The organism is Pigmentiphaga litoralis, from assembly GCF_048632615.1.
GTDB classification, from domain to species: domain Bacteria; phylum Pseudomonadota; class Gammaproteobacteria; order Burkholderiales; family Burkholderiaceae_B; genus Pigmentiphaga; species Pigmentiphaga litoralis_B.
Window position 1 is genome coordinate 98,138 of the sequence record NZ_CP184479.1, and the last position, 16,092, is coordinate 114,229.

The following is a 16,092-nucleotide window of genomic DNA, read 5'->3' on the forward strand; positions in this document are numbered from 1 at the left end:
ATCCCACGCGCGCAACCGTTGCCCGGGGCAACTGGTTGCGCCTGACAACCCGTTGCCTGACTCAATCAACGGATCTAACGCTTCAACTCCACACGCTGCGAGGAACCATGTCGTCATCCCAACCTACCGTCGTCATCAGCGCCACCCTGCCGGCCGACCTGCGCGCCCGAGTCGCCGCCGCCTGCCGGATCATTGACGTTCCGCCCGGCGCGTCCCTGAGCGAAGCCGTGCCCGCGGGGGACCGCGCCCTGATCGAAGGCGTGCTGTGCACGCTGAAGACGTCCATCGGCAAGGAGCAGCTGGCCGCCCTGCCCAAGCTGCGCGTGGTGTCCAACTATGCGGTCGGTTTCGACAACATTAGCGTGCCCATGGCGTCCGAGCACGATGTGTTGGTCTGCAACACGCCAGGCGTGCTGGATCGCGCGGTGGCGGACCTGACGATCGGCCTGCTGATCTGCCTCGCGCGGGGCATGGTCGCGGGCGATGCCTTCGTGCGCAGTGGCGCATGGACCAAAGGCGCCGCGCCACTGACCATGGACATCGCCGGAAAGACCTTGGGCCTGCTTGGCATGGGCCGCATCGGCACCCTGGTGGCCCGCACCGCCAGGGCGTTCGACATGAAGGTTGTGTATCACAACCGCCGCCGCGACGAGGCCGCCGAAGCCGAAGGCCTGGCCACCTACGTGGACCGGACCGCCCTGTTCAGCCAATCGGACATCGTCAGCGTCCACATCCCGCTGTCGGCGGAGACGCGTGGGTCGGTCGGCAAGCCCGAATTGGACCTGATGAAGCCCACCGCCTACCTCATCAACACGGCGCGCGGTCCGGTCGTTGATGAGGCCGCGCTGATCGCGCACCTGCAACAAGGCAGGATTGCGGGCGCCGGGCTCGACGTCATGGAAAAGGAACCGCTGCCCGCGGACAGTCCACTGTGCAGCTTGCCGAACGTCGTGCTGCAGGCCCACGTGGGCAGCGGCACCGTGGAAACGCGCCGCGCCATGATGGATCTGGCTGTCGCCAACCTGCTTGACGCCCTGAGCGGGAAGCCGCCCAAAGCCATGGTCAACCCCGATACCTGGGCCGCCGCACAACGCCGCGCTGCCTGATCGCAGCCGGAATGACCAAAGCTGCGCGTTCTTCGGGACGCGCGGGCTTTGGGACACGCAACTTCAAGGACACGTTTTGCCATGAGTCAGATCCTGCAGCAGATGACCGGTATCCAGCCGGAAGTCGCCATCGAGGCCATTCCCTCCGACGAGCGCGTCTGGGTGCTCCAGGCGCCCAACGTCTGGTTCCGGCCGCTGTTTTTCAACACCCTGTCGGGCGGATGGTGCAACCTGTTGCGCGTGCGCCGGTCGGGCGTGCTGAGCCGCCACATCCACCCTGCCCCCGTCTTCGCCTACGTGATCAAGGGGTCGTGGCGCTACCTGGAACACGACTGGGTTGCGTCAGCCGGGACCTTCGCCTTCGAACCGCCGGGCGAAATCCACACCCTGGTCGTTGACGCCGACAGCGAAAGCGACGAGATGATCACGTTCTTCAATGTCAGCGGCGCAATGATCTATCTCGATGACGCCGGCCGCCAGGTCGGGTATGAAGACGTCTTCAACAAGATCGACATGTGCCGCAAACACTACCGCGACGTCGGGCTGGGCGAAGACTACGTCGACCAGTTCATCCGATAGCGGCCGCGGCACGTTACGCACCTTCATTTGTTCCGAGGCACCATGGATCGTCGAACCGTATTGAAAGTCATCGGCAGTGCCGCAGCGCTCGCGTGGGATATGCCTGCCATTGCCCAGGACGCCTTTCCGTCCAGACCCTTGCGCATCGTCGTGCCCTACACGGCAGGCGGCGTCACGGACGTGGCCGCGCGCATCGTGGGCGACATTCTTTTGCGCAAGTATGGCCAGCCGGCCGTGATCGAAAACCGTGCTGGGGGCAGCGGCGTCATCGGCGCGCAATACGTGGCTCATGCACCTGCCGACGGCTACACCCTGATCGTGGGTGGCCTGGGCGGTAACGTCATCCTGCCAGTCACGGTGCGCAACCTTCCACTGGACAGCAAGGCGGCATTCGTACCTGTTGCCCAGGTGGCGGAATTCGTCAACGTGCTGGTCGTGGCCCAGTCCCACCCGGCCAATAGCGTGTCCGAACTCATTGCCTACGCCAAACGTTCGCCCAAGCCTTTGAGCTATGGCACGAACGGGCTGGGCACGTCATCGCACCTGACCACCGAACTGTTCGCGCTGACTGCCGGCCTCACCCTGATGCACGCGCCCTACAAAGGCAGCAACGAAGCGTTGGTGGATACCGTCAACGGCAATCTGGACTTCTGTTTTTCCAATCTGCCGCCCGTGTTGCCGCTGCTGAAGGCCGGGAAGCTCAAGGCGCTGGCGGTGACGAGTTCGTATCGGTCCCGGCATTTGCCCAATGTCATGACAATGGGAGAAGCCGGCATCGCCGATTTTGCGGTGACGAGCTGGCTGGGGATTTACGGTTCCTCCAGGACGCCGGCAAGCATCGTCGCGCAGTTGGGCAAGGACATTTCGGAAGGTCTGAAAGCGCCCGAGATGCAGGCCAAAGTCGAAGCCGCGGGGTTCGAACCGCGGCCGCTCGACGCCGACGCCTTCGCGCGATTGAATGACGCCGAATATGCCCGGTGGGACCGAATTGCCAAGAAGGCCAATGTGTCGCTGGAGTTCGGTAAATAGGCGACGCCATTCCGGTCGCCGCGCCTCAAGCTCGTTAGCGACTGATTCCCGGGCGGTAGACCGTTCGTCGCATGCCGGATGTCAGCGGTCGTGCCTGACTCAAGCGGTCCTTTCACCCGACCGGCTGTCCTGGCCCACTTTGCGAAGCGTCGCGCCGATCTGCAGCGCGGCGATATGCCCCCGCAGCCAGGTATTGGCCGTGTCGTTGTGAAAACGGGCGTGCCAGAACTGGCGGATGTGCGAGTGCGGCGTCTCGAACGGCAAGGGGCACCACGTCACGCCCTTGGACGCCGTGACCGCATGCGCGATGACCTCAGGCACCGTCACGACCAGATCGGATTGCGCCAGCACGGTCGCCAGCACGAGATAGTTCGGCACACTCAGTGCGACATCACGGCGGCTGCCTTGCTTGTCCAATTCCTGGTCTATCCCCAGATCCGTGCGATTGGCCGATACCACCAAGTGCCGCGCCGAGATGTACTCGTCCATCGTGATGTTCGGGCCGGCCTTGCGAAAGTCCCGGCCCATCACACAGACGTGCTGGTCCACCCACAGTCCCGACTGATAAAAGCCGCTTTGCAGTTCCTGCAGATTGCCCACGGCCAGGTCCGCATCGCCGCTCTCCAGCGCACCCCGATACTGATCGCGGGGAATATTGCTGACGTGCAGGTTGACGCCCGGTGCTTCCTGCTTGAGGCGCGCCACCAAAGGCGGCAACACCAGAAATTGCGCAAAGTCGGACATGAGCAAGGTAAAGCTGCGCGTGGTGGTGGCGGGATCGAAGCCCGTCGCCTGCTCCAGGCCGTTGCGCACCAGTTCCAGCGCGCGCAGCACATTGACCGACAGGTCAGTGGCAAATGGCGTCGGCTCCATACCGGCCTGCGTCCGCACGAATAAAGGATCGCCGCACTGCGTGCGCAGCCGCACCAGCGCATTGCTCATGGAAGGCTGCGACAGCCCGACACGCCGACCCGCACGCGTCACGTTCCGTTCGATATACAGCGCTTCAAATACTGGAAGCAGGTTGAGGTCGAGTTTGCTGATGTCCATGGCGGGAAAACTATATCTTCTGACCGCATGGCAGGCAATGCCGCAAAAGGCGTGAGCGTCGCCCGTTTTGCCGGCCGGGCCGGCGTTCTGCTAGGCTGACCGGCTTCCCATCTCTTGATCAGGGGCTTTGCATGACTATCCGCGCCATGACACTGGCCGACTATGACGCCGTCCTTGCGATGATGCATGCGACGCCGGGTATCACGGTGCGCGACGCCGATTCCCGGGAGGCAACGCAAGCCTATCTGACACGCAACCCCGGATGCAGCTTCGTTGCGGAAATCAACGAGCAGGTGATCGGCTGCATCATGGCGGGCCACGATGGCCGGCGCGGCTACCTGCAACACCTGATCGTGCTGCCGGCGCATCGGCGGCAGGGGATTGCCACCGCGCTGGTCGACGCGAGCATCGCGCGCTTGGCCAAGGACGGCATCCAAAAGCTTCACGTCGACGTCCTCGTGGACCATCCCGCGGCTGCGCGCTATTGGAAAACCCTGGGCTGGCATCGCCGCGACGACATCCACCGTTACTCGTTTGCGCTATCAGGCAAGACCAACGCATGACAGCGGCCCGTTGATCTTGCATGCGTGTGGATCATTGCCGCACACAACGAAAAAGGGAGGCCACAGCCTCCCTTTTTACATGCCAGCGCGCCTGAAGCGTGTGGCAATCAACGGTCAGGCACGGCGGCGCACCATGCCGTAGATCACGAGCAGAATGACCGCGCCAACCACCGAAGCGATCCAGCCCGCCGGTTCGCCTTCGGCGTACCAGCCCAGCGCACGTCCCAGATAACCGGCCACCAGCGCGCCGGCAATACCCAGCACGATCGTCATGACCCAACCCAACTTGTCATCGCCCGGCTTGACCGCGCGTGCAATGAGACCAACGATGAATCCTACGATGATGGTGCCGATAAGAGAAAACATGGATTGCTCCTTGGGAAGAACAGGTGGGACCGCGCCCTGCATCGTGCAACGCGCGGTGGCCATGGCGTCTTAGCAAGTAACGTTCCCAGCAATGACTACAGCGCCCGCTTGTCGAGGCCCACCTTGCCGTAGATTTCATTGATGTGCTGCTTGACCGATTCCGGCGTGTCGTCGTTTTCGGGCTTGTGGTTCCAGCCCACCTTTGCACGCGCGTACTGGCCGATGATCTCGTCCTGGTCCGACGTGGCGCCGCTGATGCCATAGGCACCCACCATCTCGTCGCCCTTGAAGATCGGCGCGCAGCCCCCGGACGCCACGATCTGCCCGTTGGAGAACACCGATGCATTCATCATCATCTGCGGGTTACGTTCCTTGAACCACTGCTGGATGATCAGGCCGTCCTGAAAGCGCGGGCTCATGGAACGGAAAGCCGCGACGGTATACGCCTTGGCGCGCGCCGTATCCGGCGTAATGAAGCCGGCGTCGTCCATCCGCTCCAATGCAATCAGATGCCCCTCGGCACTGACCACCGCCATTGACAGCGGCACGCCCATCTCGGCCGCCTTCTCTGTCACCGCAAGAAAAAACGTACGGCATTCTGCAATCGTGACCTTCGCCATATTCGACTCCTTTGATGATCAGTCGAGTTTCACGCCCGCGGCCTGCATGACCTTGGCGTACTTGTCCACTTCAGTGCCGATATATCGGCCAAACTGTGCAGGGCCTGCGTCGACGGGTTCTATCCCCTGCGCCTGGAATTGCGCCTTGACCGGGGTGGCGTTGACGGCGGTTCTGACGGCGTCCGCCAGCTTGCGCGTCACGGCTTCCGGCGTGCCCACCGGTGCGGCCAACCCGAACCACACGGACGAATCGAAGCCCTTCAGACCGGCCTCGGCGATGGTCGGCACCATTGGCAAGGTCGCTGTCCTTGCGGCGCTTGCCACCCCCAGGGCTTCGAGCTTCCCTGCCTGAACGTGCGGCAATACCGTCGACGCGGGGCCGAACATGATGGCCACTTGCCCACCCAGCAGATCAGCCACGGCAGGCGAGCTCCCCCGGTACGGAATGTGCAGCAGTTGAACGCCCGCCATCGATGCGAACAGTTCGCCCGCCAGGTGCGGTGACGTGCCATTGCCCGACGATGCGAACGTAATGCTCCCCGGCTTGGCCTTGGCGGCGGCGATCAGTTCAGGCACTGTCTTGACCTTCAGCGACGGATGGGCGACCAGCACGTTCGGGACATTGCCCATCATGGCGACCGGCGCGAAGCTGCGCGTCACATCGATGAAGGATGTGCTCTTGGAACTGGTGTTGATGGCATTGGCGATCGTGACCACGAACAGGGAATAGCCGTCGGGCGGCGAGCCCGCTACCTGGCGAGCTGCGATGTCGCTGCTGGCGCCGGGCTTGTTCTCGACCACGACGGACTGGCCAAGCGTGTCGGCCAGACTATTGGCGATCACACGCGTCGCCACGTCGGTCGAACTGCCGGCCGGAAAACCGACGGTGATCTTGATGGGCCGGGATGGGAAAGCGTCCTGAGCCGAGGCGGCCAGCGGTGCAAGCGCCATGGCCGCAGCCATGATGATCGCTGCATGTCGGGTCTGCATGTCGTGTCTCCTTGACTGGCAAGGCGTCGATGCGCCCTGCTCGTTGTATGCGTGCCGTGCGTGGCACGTGTTGGGTCGGGCTTGCACGCCGCGCCCTGGTCGTTGTGTGCATTCCGTGCCTGGCATGTGTTGCGCCGTGCCTGCACGCTGCCTGCTTCGCGCCTTCGCGCCCCAGCGCGTTGCGAGCCTCGCCATTACATGGCACCAACATTTATAATTCAAACGAATCTTTCTTATATTTCAATGAGCCAGGCTCATGAATCTGACCGTCCGGCAATTGCAGGCCTTCGTCCACGTCGCCCGCCTGGGCAGCTTTACCAAGGCTGCACAGGCCATGCACCTGACACAATCCGCGTTGAGTCTGCTCGTGCGCGAACTGGAAAGCGCGCTCGAGACCCGCCTGATCGACCGCACCACGCGCAGCGTCAGCCCCACGGCGGTCGGCCTCGAATTTTTGGCAAGCGCGGAACGCATCCTCGACGACCTGACCCACGCCATTGCCAACGTCGACCAGCTCGTCGCCCAGCAGAAAGGCCGCGTCGTCGTGGCCGCGCCCCTGGTGCTGTCGAGCACCTATCTTCCCGGCATCCTGGCCGGCTTCCGCAAGCGTTACCCCGGCATCGAACTCGCCCTGCGCGACTCGCTGCCCGACGAAGTGCTTCCCCGCGTCAAGAGCGGCGCCGCCGACATCGGCATTGGCACCTTCGACGACAACGAACCCGATCTCGGCCGCATGCTGCTGTTTCGGGAATCACTGGTCGCCGTCTTTCCGAAAGACCATGCCTTCGCCAAGGCGCGAAAGCTTGCGTGGCGCCAGCTCGCCGACGTGCCCACCCTCGCCCTCCCCCGCGGCAGCGTCTTTCGCGACCTGGCTGAACGCGGATGCGCGGATGCGGGCATTGGCTTGTCGCCCGCCTTCGAAGCCACGTATGTCGGCACGTTAATCGGCATGGTGGGAGCGGGTCTTGGCATCGCAATCGTGCCGGGCTATGCGACCGCTTTGGCCGATGCGCAGACCACGGCATGGAAGCCACTGGAACAACCCGTGGTGCAGCGCGACGTCGCCATCGTGCACCGGGCGGGCGTATCGTTGTCGCCGGCGGCAACGGCTTTCGTGGAATTCCTGCAAGCGGCCGAAAGAGACGGCGGCCGCCCAGGCCGGTGTCCCGCAATAAATTGCTGACACGGCTAAGAAAAACGCCATAATTCGCTGTAGCGGGACGCAGAGCCTGCGCACCAGGAGACACGCATCATGAGACTGCTTTGCCATGGCATCGCCGCGGGCCTTGCCGCGTCCGTGCTTGCCGTCAGCCACGCCGCCGACGCCCCCTTCCCCGACCACCCCGTCAAGATCGTGATCGGTTTTCCGCCTGGCAGCGCGACCGATGTCGCCACGCGCATCATCGCCAGCAAGATGGGCGACCTGCTCGGCCAGCCGATGGTTGTCGAGAACAAGCCCGGCGCCAGCACCAACATCGCCGCCGCCCAGGTCGCGCGCGCTGCGCCCGATGGCTACACGCTTTTCATGGCGGGCAACTCCAACTCGGTCAACCCCGCCCTGCTCAAGAACGTGCCCGTCGACATGTTCCGCGACTTCACACCGGTAGGACTGGCCGCGACCGTGCCCAGCATTCTGGTCGTCGCACCCAGCCTGGGCGTCACGTCCGTGCCCGACCTCATCGCCGCCGCCAAACGCGCGCCCGGCAAGGTCTTCTTTGCATCGTCAGGCGTCGCCACCACCTCCCATCTGTCGGGGGAGCTGTTTGGCATGTCCACGGGCGCCAAAATGACCCATGTGCCGTACAAAGGCAGCAATCAGGTCATTACCGATCTGCTCGCCGGCTCGGTCCCGGTCATGTTCGCGCCCGCCCCCACCGTCCTTGCCTTCATCAAAGACAACAAACTGACGGCGCTGGCCACCACCGGCCTTGCGCGATCCCGGCTGCTCCCCGACCTGCCGACGGTGGCCGAAGCCGGCGTCAGGGACTACGAAACGCGCATCTGGTTCGGCCTGGTCGCACCTGCGGGCACCCCCAACCGGTCATACAAAAGCTGTCCAGCGCGCTCGATGCCGCCACGGACAGCCAGGAAGTCCGCGATCAGCTCGCCGCGCAAGGCATCGAACCCTTCAAGGGCGACGCCAGAGAGTTCGCGCGCTACATGCAGCAGGAAACGCGAAAGTGGGCCGAGGTCATCAAGACCAGCGGCATCACGGTGGAATGACGCAGGCGTCGCCCCCCTTGGGTCGATACCCGCCGCCATAGACAAACGATCACGGAGACACCCTTGAACACGCTCAAACAATGGATTGCCGGCGACGACCTGATCGTCGCGCCCGTCGCCCTCAACCCCATGATGGCCCGCCTGGCGCAAGACGCAGGCTTCAAAGCTGCCTATGTCAGCGGGGGTCGCTGGGCTGGCTGAAATGTGTGACGGAGGCGAACCTGAGCGTGCACGAAATGGCCCAGCTTGGCCTGGAGATCCGTTCGGCCTGCGACATCCCGCTCGTGCTGGACGCAGGCGGCGGCTGGGGCGACCCCGTCCACATGCACCGCACCATGGCATTGTCCGAAGCCGCCGGCTATGCCGCCCTGGAAGTCGAAGACCAATACCTGCCCCGCCGCGTGCATCACCATTTGGGCGTCGAACGCCTGATCGACACCGACCTGATGGTCCAGAAACTGCGTGAACTCGCGGCCGCCCGCAAGAACCCCGACACCCTGATCATCGCCCGCACCAACGCCATCCGCGCCGGCGGCATGGACGACGCGCTGCGCCGCGCCGAAGCCTTCCACAAGGCCGGCGCCGACATGTTGTTCGTACACACCCGCGACCCCGAGCAGATGCGATACATCGGCGAACGCCTGCCCGCGCCCCTGATGATCTTTGCGCCTGGCGATGGATTTTCTACCTTTGCGCTGTCACGCGCCGACCTGGCCGGACTCGGCTACCGCCTGGCCGCGTCGTCGGGGTCCGCCTTTGCCGCCATGTACAAGGCGGTCAAGGAGTCCTACGAAGCCTTGGCGAATGACGCCCCCAACCCATACATGGCGCCCGGCGAAGTCGGCAGGCAGATGAAGGCGGCGCACGCAACGAGCCGCCTGCAGGACTTGATCGATGTGGAGCGCGCCACGACGGGGGATTGAGCCCGAACGAAGGGAACGTCAAGGCCCGGGCACCGGGTTCAATCGCTCAGGTACTTGGGGGAACGCGGTCCATACAACATGCCCATGGGCCGTCCGGCGCCCAGCAGCAGCGTAGTGGCCTGAGCTGCGATTTCCTGTGACCGGTCGTCGGATACCGCATTGATGATCTGGGTCACCAGGGCAACGACCAGCATCTCAACCAGCCCGCCGCTTTGCTGCTGCCGGTCCGCCGTGGACGCCGTGGCAGCGCCCTCCCAGAGCAGCTCCCCACTGCGCAGATCGACCAGCCGCGCCTTGACCGACACGGTGACGTGGCTGGCCAGAACCTGATAGCTGGCTCCGTACTGGCTCACTTCCATGTACAGCGCCGCGTCCGCGCCAAATACGTCGCGCAACTTGCCTGGAGGTGCGCCATGCATATCGTCGGGGTTCGCCAGCCCGTTCTGCTTGAGCGATTCGTCTACCACCGCCACCGGCACCACGTAGTAGCCCGACTCCGCCAGCGGCGCGGTCGCGCGAGCCAGCACGCCATACGTGGCGTTGACGTCCACCGTGCGGTTGAGCGGCGGAAGGACAACGACGGAGGCTGGCCGATTCGCACGGAAAGCCGTGTAGTCGTAGCTGGGCGGCGGTGTCGTCGTGCACGCCGTCCCACCGGCAACCATGAGCAAGACCACGCATGCCTTCCGATAACGTCGAATCATGGTCTCGTTCCTTGACCGGTGTAACGCGCAATTAGTGCGTCCATGTGTTGCGCCGACTCCGGATACAACGTTTTTTCGGTCGTCAGTTGCTGCACCACGTCACCCGTTTTTCCCAGCCGCGCGTAAAGCAGGCGCAGGTGCGCATGGAAGCCTGGCGGCAGGCGCGCGTTGGTGGCGCGTGCCTTCTGCACGTCCGACTCCAGCGCCATAAGCTGCTTTTCGACATTTCCTCCGCCGTTCTTGAAGTAGTCGTACAGTTGGTCCTGGTAGCCGCCCCAGTGATACAGCGGTCGCGGCGCCTGCGCGCAGCCGACCAGCGTCAGTAACGCCAGGGCGAAAGGAAGGGCTTGGGTGGCGGTGTTGCGGCAAGAGACGCGACGTGGCTTCGCCATGACGCGCCTTCAGGGTGCCGGGCGCCACGCGCCCGATTCAACGCCGGCAACCAACTGGGTCACGGCCTCGCGTATCGCCAGATCCAGGACCTTGCCGTTCAAGGTCGAGTCGTATCCTGCCGTGCCGCCGAAGCCGATGACTTCACGGTTAGACAGGCTGTATTCACCAGCGCCGACGGCCGAGAAAACGACCTGGGACGTCTGTACATCGACGACGTTGACGTTCACTTTGGCATAGGCCACCTGCTCACGCCCGCGCCCAAGAATGCCAAACAATTGCCTGTCTCCGACTTCCTTGCGTCCGAATTCCGTCACGTCTCCCGTCAGGATGTAATTTGCCCCTTTCAGGCTTTGCGTCCGCTGGGCAATACCGGCTTCCTGCTTGATCTCGGCCATATTGTCGCGATCCATGACCGCAAACCGGCCGGTCTGCTGCAGATGGGAGATGAGAATGGTCTTTGCTTGTCCGCCTAGCCGGTCGACGCCGTCGGAGAACAGGCCCCGCATGAAGCTGGATCGATTGTCGAATTTGCCGACGGCAACGGGACGTTGCACACCGGTATAGGGGGTGATGGCCGCAGCGACCTGCTTGACGGGCACCGAGCGGGATTGTTCGGTGGCGCATCCGCTGACGACAACGCTGGTGGTCAACGCGGCGGCGATGACACGCCACGCAGAGGCAGGAAGAATGGGGGCGTTCATGAACGAGCTGTCCGGAAGTGGAAGGTCGTCGACAGTAGCGGCCCGCGCCGGTTCGGAACAATGAGGAAGAGCCGAGTTCGCTTATCCACGTAGGCAATCGTGGAGCTAAGGCGCTGCCTATCTTGACAACGCCCGCCCCGCCTCCATCTACATACGATGCGCGCCCGCCCGTTCAGCCTTGCCGAGAGCTTCCACCCCGCCGTTACCGCGTGGTTCTGCTCCGCCTTTGCGGAAGCCACGCCCGCGCAGCAACAGGCCTGGCCGCTGATTCAGTCCGGCCAGTCCACCCTGATCGCCGCGCCAACCGGATCCGGCAAGACACTGACCGCTTTCCTGGCGGCGCTGGACACCTTGGTCCGAGATGCGATCGCGCGCAAAGGCGCTCTCCCGGACGAGACCACCGTCGTCTACGTCTCCCCGCTCAAAGCTCTGTCCAACGACATCCGCATCAACCTGGAACGCCCGCTCCAGGGCATCTCCGACGAACTGGAAAAGCTCGGCCTGCCCTCCCCTGGCATACGCACCGCTGTCCGCACGGGTGACACCACGCAGCAAGAACGCACCGCGATGCGTAAGCGGGCGCCGCACATCCTGGTGACGACGCCGGAGTCCTTGTACGTGCTGCTCGGCTCGGACAGTGGGCGCAACATGCTGAAGACGACGCGGACCGTGATCGTTGATGAAATCCACGCGGTGGCGGGAAGCAAGCGGGGCAGCCATCTGGCGTTGAGTCTGGAACGGCTGGACGCGCTGTGCGCGGCGCCGCCGGTGCGCGTTGGCTTGTCGGCCACGCAAAAACCGCTAGCGGCGGTGGCGCGCTTCCTGGTGGGCGCCAGCCGCCCCTGTGCGGTGGTTGACATCGGGCATGGGCGTCCGCGCGACCTCGCGCTGGAATTGCCGCCAGTGCCGCTGGAAGCGGTCATGGCCAACGATGTGTGGGAGCGCGTATACGACCGGATGGCGGAGCTGGCGGTCCTGCATCAGACGACGCTGCTGTTCGTGAACACGCGGCGGATGGCGGAACGGACGGCGCGGCATCTGGCGGATCGGCTGGGGTCCGAACTGGTGGCGGCGCACCACGGCAGTCTGGCCAAGGAAACCCGGCTGAATGCCGAGCAGCGCCTCAAGCGCGGGGAACTGCGGGTGCTGATCGCCACGGCATCGCTGGAACTGGGCATCGATATCGGCGACGTGGATCTGGTGTGCCAGGTCGGTTCGCCGCGCAGCATCGCGGCGTTCTTGCAGCGGGTTGGCCGATCCGGTCACCACGTGGGCGGTACGCCCAAGGGCCGGTTGTTTCCGACGTCGCGCGATGATCTGATCGAGTGCACGGCGTTGCTCGACTGCGTGCGGCGCGGTGAACTGGATTCCTTGCGGATCCCACAGGCCCCGCTGGACGTGCTGGCCCAGCAGATCGTGGCCGAGGTGGCGTCGCGGGAATGGGCGGAGTCAGACCTGTTCGACACGGTGCGGCGGGCCGCGCCGTACGCCGAACTGTCTCGCACAAACTTCGACGCGGTGATCCGCATGTTGGCCGAGGGGTATACCGGCAGTAACGGCGTGCGTGGCGCCTACCTGCATCGCGATTCGGTTGCTGGCACCGTGCGTGCCCGGCGGGGTGGCAAGCTGACGGCTGTCACATCGGGCGGGACCATTCCCGACAACGCGGATTTTTCAGTGCTGCTGGAACCACAGGGCCTGTCGATTGGCACGGTCAACGAGGACTTTGCCGTGGAAAGCCTGGCCGGCGATGTCTTCCAGTTGGGAAACACGTCCTACCGGATCGTGAAGGTCGAGAGCGGCAAGGTCCGGGTCGAAGACGCCCATGGCGCGGCGCCGAACATCCCTTTCTGGCTGGGGGAAGCGCCGGGCCGCAGCGACGAACTGTCGATGGGCGTGGGCCGTTTGCTGGCGGCGATTGACCGGTCATTGGGAGCTTCGGACAACCGGACAATGCAGGCAGCGGACGGGATGTCGAACAAAGCAGGAAGCGAAGCGGCACATGGAGCGTCGACCAAAGCAACGCGCGAAGTCGCCTACGGCGTTGCATTCGAACCAGGGCGCGAGGCATGCCACCAAGCGGCAATCGAAGTAGCACATCAGCAAGCATCTGCGCCTGACCTCGATGCGGCGATTGACCTGTTGCTGAACGACGTCGGCATATCCCACCCCGCTGCAACCCAGATCGTGGACTACCTGGCCCGCGCGCGGTCCGCCTTGGGCGCCCTCCCCAGCCAGGACACGCTGATCATGGAGCGTTTTTTTGACGAAAGCGGCGGCATGCGGTTGGTCATCCATTCGCCGTTCGGCAGCCGGGTGAACCGCGCCTGGGGCCTGGCGCTGCGCAAGCGTTTTTGCCGCACGTTCAATTTTGAGCTGCAGGCAGCCGCGACCGAAGATGCGATCGTGCTCTCCCTGTCGACGCAGCACAGCTTCGCGCTGGACGAGGTGTGGCGCTATCTGCGCAGCGAGACGGCCGAGCAGGTGCTGATCCAGGCGCTGCTGGACGCGCCGATGTTCAACGTGCGGTGGCGCTGGAACGCGACGACGGCCCTTGCCTTGCCGCGCTTTGCCGGTGGCCGGAAAGTGGCGCCCCCTTGCAGCGGATGCGCAGCGACGATCTGTTGACGTCGGTCTTTCCGGATCAGGCGGCGTGCCTGGAGAATGTGGTGGGCGAACGTGACGTCCCGAGCCATCCGCTGGTGGACCAGACGCTGGACGATTGCCTGCACGACGCCATGGATAGCGCTACCTGGCTGGCGCTGCTGCACCGGATCGAGCAAGGGCAGGTGCGACTGATCGCGCGCGACCTGCCCGCGCCGTCACCGCTCGCCATGGAGATCCTGAACGCGCACCCCTACGCTTTTCTGGACGATGCGCCTCTGGAAGAGCGCCGCACCCAGGCCGTGCGCAACCGCCGATGGACCGACCCGTCCTCGCCAGACGACCTGGGCGCGCTCGATGCGAAGGCCATTGCCGATGTCCTGGCGGAGGCCTGGCCGCGGGTGCGCAACGCCGATGAGATGCACGAAGCGTTGATGGCGCTGGGCTGCGTGACGCAAACGGAAGCCTTGCAAGGAAACGGTGCGGCGGAGCGCGACAACGGGACTGCGATGGCGGCGTTGACCTTTCAGCCCGGCGATGAGCCTGCTCTCAACGGCGCCTGGACGCCCTGGCTGCATGCGCTGGCTGCCAGCGGCCGGGCGTTTCTGTGCGAGACCGCGCCGGCTGTTGGGGCGCCCGCGTCCGGAACGGGGCTGTGGGTCCCAGTCGAACGCCTGCCGCAGTTCCGGCTTGTCTACCCGGGCGCCGACAGGACCGGGTTCCCCGAGGGAACTTCGCCAAACAATACCGGCGTTCCGGACGAAGACTCTGCCGACGACGCCCTTGCCGGCCTTCTCCACGCCCGCCTCTCCGGCCTCGGCCCGGTCACGCCCGAGGTTCTGGCTGCGCCCCTATCATTGAGCCTGCCAACTGTCCATGCAGCCCTGGCCCGGCTCGAGGCGCAGGGCGCCGTGCTGCGCGGCCGTTTCACGCCGTCTGCAACTGCCGACGAATGGTGCGACCGGCACCTGTTGGCCCGCATCCACCGGTACACCATCCGCCGGTTGCGGCGCGACATCGAGCCCGTCGAGCGACAAGACTTCATGCGCTTCCTGCTGGAATGGCAGCACCTGACGCCGGACACCCGCTTGCAAGGCCCGGACGCCGTATTCGAAGCCGTCGCGCAGCTGGAAGGCTTCGACGCCGCGGCCGCCGCTTGGGAAGGCCAACTGCTTCCCGCCCGCGTCACGGACTATTCCCCTTCCTGGCTGGACGACCTGTGCCGAGCAGGCAAAGTCGTCTGGACCCGCCTGGCGGGGCAGGCGAACGCCACGGGCGGGCCGGTGCGCAGCACGCCGATTGTCCTGCTACCGCGGCGCCATCTGGCGGTCTGGACGACATTACCGTCCCTGGCAGGGGACCCCGAAATCTCGCCCCGCGCCGAGAAAGTCCATGCGGCGCTACGCAGGCACGGCGCGATGTTTTTTGACGAACTGGTGACGGATGCCCGCCTGTTGCCGACCGAACTGGAAAATGCCCTGGGAGAGCTGGTGTCAGCTGGGCTGGTCAACGCCGACAGCTTTGCCGGCCTGCGCGCGCTGTTGCTGCCGGCCACGCAGCGCATCAGCCCGGGCAAACGCCGCGGAAGAGGCGGTTTCCGCCCTGCCACGATGGACGAGGCCGGTCGATGGGCGGCGCTTCGCAAGGCGGGGGCGCCGTCCAGCGTGGATGTCGACTCCGCTGATGCCGTCACGGCCCTTACACCGGCGGCCCAGGATCCCTCGCGGCAACCCGCCCATACCCGCCGCCTGCGCACCGACCCTGCCACCCTGGAACACATCGCCCACGTGCTGCTGCGCCGCTACGGGGTCGTTTTCTGGCGCATCCTGGAACGCGAACCGGACTGGCTGCCGCCCTGGCGGGATCTGCTGCAGGTCTTCCACCGCATGGAAGCGCGTGGCGAGATTCGCGGTGGGCGCTTCGTGGGAGGCCTGTCAGGCGAACAATTCGCCTTGCCTGAAGCCATTCCGCTGCTCCGGGGCATTCGCAAGCGGCCCCTGGATGGCATATGGGTCGCCGTATCCGCCGCCGACCCCGTGAACCTGGTCGGCACCGTCCTGCCCGGGGACAAAGTTCCGTCGCTGGCCACCAACCGCCTGGTGTTCAAGGACGGACTGCCGGTCGCCACACTGATCGGCGGCGACGTGACCGTGACCCCATCGCTGTCCGCTGAAGACCATGCGGCAGTGGCGATTGCTCTGCAGTCCCGGCGCTAGAGTATCCAGGTGATCAAGTCGGGCC

General features: G+C 64.8%; 16 protein-coding genes and 1 pseudogene. 10 read left to right on the plus strand and 7 right to left on the minus strand.

Going from position 1 to position 16,092, the window contains the following annotated elements; all coding sequences use genetic code 11:
* Window positions 1-107: 107 nt before the first annotated feature.
* The 3 genes from ACNANG_RS00495 to ACNANG_RS00505 all read left to right on the plus strand — a co-directional run bounded on the left by ACNANG_RS00495 (window position 108) and on the right by ACNANG_RS00505 (window position 2,714).
* The gene (locus tag ACNANG_RS00495) at window positions 108-1,106 is read left to right on the plus strand and encodes a 2-hydroxyacid dehydrogenase (protein WP_420225529.1); all 999 of its coding nucleotides are present in this window, start codon (window positions 108-110) and stop codon (window positions 1,104-1,106) included.
* An 81-nt stretch (window positions 1,107-1,187) separates the two neighbouring features.
* The gene (locus ACNANG_RS00500) at window positions 1,188-1,685 is read left to right on the plus strand and encodes a 2,4'-dihydroxyacetophenone dioxygenase family protein (RefSeq protein ID WP_420225530.1); all 498 of its coding nucleotides are present in this window, start codon (window positions 1,188-1,190) and stop codon (window positions 1,683-1,685) included.
* 42 nt (window positions 1,686-1,727) lie between these two features.
* Window positions 1,728-2,714: a Bug family tripartite tricarboxylate transporter substrate binding protein gene (locus ACNANG_RS00505; protein WP_420225531.1), complete on the plus strand. Its 987-nt coding sequence runs from the start codon at window positions 1,728-1,730 to the stop codon at window positions 2,712-2,714.
* A gap of 99 nt (window positions 2,715-2,813) precedes the next feature.
* On the opposite strand, the gene ACNANG_RS00510 is transcribed toward ACNANG_RS00505, so the two are convergent.
* Window positions 2,814-3,764, minus strand: a complete 951-nt coding sequence (locus ACNANG_RS00510) for a LysR family transcriptional regulator (RefSeq protein ID WP_420225532.1) — start codon at window positions 3,762-3,764, stop codon at window positions 2,814-2,816.
* A gap of 131 nt (window positions 3,765-3,895) precedes the next feature.
* Here ACNANG_RS00510 and ACNANG_RS00515 point away from each other — a divergent pair, with 131 nt between their 5' ends.
* Window positions 3,896-4,327, plus strand: coding sequence for a GNAT family N-acetyltransferase (locus ACNANG_RS00515; RefSeq protein WP_420225533.1), 432 nt, complete (start codon window positions 3,896-3,898; stop codon window positions 4,325-4,327).
* 114 nt (window positions 4,328-4,441) lie between these two features.
* Here the strand turns inward: ACNANG_RS00515 and ACNANG_RS00520 are convergent, their stop codons facing one another.
* From ACNANG_RS00520 to ACNANG_RS00530, 3 genes are all read right to left on the minus strand, one after another.
* A complete protein-coding gene (locus ACNANG_RS00520) occupies window positions 4,442-4,693 on the minus strand; it encodes a GlsB/YeaQ/YmgE family stress response membrane protein (protein WP_420225534.1) in 252 nt (83 codons plus the stop codon).
* Window positions 4,694-4,788: 95 nt separating this feature from the next.
* Window positions 4,789-5,313 (minus strand): GlcG/HbpS family heme-binding protein, encoded by a 525-nt coding sequence (locus tag ACNANG_RS00525; RefSeq protein WP_420225535.1) that lies wholly within the window; start codon window positions 5,311-5,313, stop codon window positions 4,789-4,791.
* 18 nt (window positions 5,314-5,331) lie between these two features.
* Window positions 5,332-6,303 (minus strand): tripartite tricarboxylate transporter substrate binding protein, encoded by a 972-nt coding sequence (locus tag ACNANG_RS00530; RefSeq protein WP_420225536.1) that lies wholly within the window; start codon window positions 6,301-6,303, stop codon window positions 5,332-5,334.
* Window positions 6,304-6,559: 256 nt separating this feature from the next.
* Between ACNANG_RS00530 and ACNANG_RS00535 the strand changes: the two genes are divergently transcribed.
* The 4 genes and pseudogenes from ACNANG_RS00535 (at window position 6,560) to ACNANG_RS00550 (ending at window position 9,449) form a co-directional block, all read left to right on the plus strand.
* On the plus strand, window positions 6,560-7,486 hold the full coding sequence (locus tag ACNANG_RS00535) for a LysR family transcriptional regulator (protein WP_420225537.1): 927 nt from the start codon (window positions 6,560-6,562) through the stop codon (window positions 7,484-7,486).
* 255 nt (window positions 7,487-7,741) lie between these two features.
* Window positions 7,742-8,526, plus strand: a pseudogene (locus ACNANG_RS00540) (tripartite tricarboxylate transporter substrate-binding protein).
* Window positions 8,527-8,589: 63 nt separating this feature from the next.
* Entirely contained in the window at window positions 8,590-8,727 is a 138-nt protein-coding gene (locus tag ACNANG_RS00545) for a hypothetical protein (protein WP_420225538.1), read from the plus strand.
* 5 nt (window positions 8,728-8,732) lie between these two features.
* The gene (locus ACNANG_RS00550) at window positions 8,733-9,449 is read left to right on the plus strand and encodes an isocitrate lyase/PEP mutase family protein (RefSeq protein ID WP_420225539.1); all 717 of its coding nucleotides are present in this window, start codon (window positions 8,733-8,735) and stop codon (window positions 9,447-9,449) included.
* Window positions 9,450-9,487: 38 nt separating this feature from the next.
* On the opposite strand, the gene ACNANG_RS00555 is transcribed toward ACNANG_RS00550, so the two are convergent.
* Genes ACNANG_RS00555 through ACNANG_RS00565 form a run of 3 tightly spaced genes read right to left on the minus strand, consistent with a single transcriptional unit; the run spans window position 9,488 to window position 11,145 of the window.
* Window positions 9,488-10,153 carry a DUF799 domain-containing protein gene (locus ACNANG_RS00555; protein ID WP_420225540.1) on the minus strand — a complete coding sequence of 222 codons (666 nt, stop codon included), beginning with the start codon at window positions 10,151-10,153 and terminating at the stop codon, window positions 9,488-9,490.
* Entirely contained in the window at window positions 10,150-10,545 is a 396-nt protein-coding gene (locus ACNANG_RS00560) for a DUF4810 domain-containing protein (protein ID WP_420225541.1), read from the minus strand. The genes ACNANG_RS00555 and ACNANG_RS00560 overlap by 4 nt, the downstream gene beginning before the upstream one ends.
* Before the next feature lie 9 nt (window positions 10,546-10,554).
* Complete coding sequence (locus tag ACNANG_RS00565) at window positions 10,555-11,145, minus strand: CsgG/HfaB family protein (RefSeq protein ID WP_420225542.1); 591 nt, start codon at window positions 11,143-11,145, stop codon at window positions 10,555-10,557.
* 258 nt (window positions 11,146-11,403) lie between these two features.
* Between ACNANG_RS00565 and ACNANG_RS00570 the strand changes: the two genes are divergently transcribed.
* Complete coding sequence (locus ACNANG_RS00570) at window positions 11,404-13,875, plus strand: DEAD/DEAH box helicase (RefSeq protein WP_420225543.1); 2,472 nt, start codon at window positions 11,404-11,406, stop codon at window positions 13,873-13,875.
* A complete protein-coding gene (locus ACNANG_RS00575) occupies window positions 13,854-16,067 on the plus strand; it encodes an Lhr family helicase (protein ID WP_420225544.1) in 2,214 nt (737 codons plus the stop codon). Before ACNANG_RS00570 ends, ACNANG_RS00575 begins: the two co-directional genes overlap by 22 nt.
* Window positions 16,068-16,092: the final 25 nt, after the last annotated feature.